We start from the raw sequence: 762 nt of genomic DNA on the forward strand, positions 1-762 counted from the left end.
ATCATAAATTCCGAAATAGTATTTATCACTATTAATTTCTGCAGTCGTTCCAACAGCAAATCTTTGCAGATTAACATCGCAGCCTTTGACTGGTTCGAACATTCCTACAGTAGTATGAAATTTTACTATTTTTGTATCATTTATATTTTTAGGTTTATCACTATTACCTGATGACCACGTACCTGTAATTGGTGTTTTGGACCCATTATTATCAACGTAATAGTAATGCCAGTTAGGAGGGTTTTCATCCCATACAGGGCTACCACTTGCTTGGGTTAACAAAACACCAGATTGTGGTATCTCAAAAATAGCGGAGCCATTTTCATATTTAGCGGGCTGACCTTTTGGTACATTATAAATAATATAAAAGGTTCCTTTATATTCTTCAGGTATTAAATAAACGCTTGGGTTGGGCATTATTCTATCTGGGCACATTCCATCAAAAATAGATTTATCAATGTTTTTTATACCTTTAGCATCGTAAATATCAAATATGTTTATGTTATCGAGAAACTGTGCTTTAGTGCCAACTGTAAAGTGAATATATCCAGCGCTACATCTTCTTATCGGTTCTATTTCACCTACAGAACCACCAAATATAACAGCTTTATTATATTCTCGGTTTTCTGGCGTATCGTAAATTCTAGTAGACATCTGTTCGACAATAAGTGTTCTGGTACCATCACCATTTTTAAAATAAAAAAGGGCATCACCATTATCTTCTCTGCCTGATTTCATTTTCATTTGCGTTATTAGCATACC

The 762-nt window shown here is 34.3% G+C and carries 1 protein-coding gene; it reads right to left on the reverse strand.

Annotation, left to right across the window (positions count from 1 at the left end):
• A partial coding sequence (locus I6F65_RS21470) for a hypothetical protein (RefSeq protein WP_197114857.1) occupies positions 1–738 on the reverse strand: 738 nt, incomplete at its 3' end.
• Positions 739–762 lie beyond the last annotated feature (24 nt).

Source organism: Pseudoalteromonas sp. SWXJZ94C (assembly GCF_015864385.1).
In the GTDB taxonomy this organism is placed as follows: domain Bacteria; phylum Pseudomonadota; class Gammaproteobacteria; order Enterobacterales; family Alteromonadaceae; genus Pseudoalteromonas.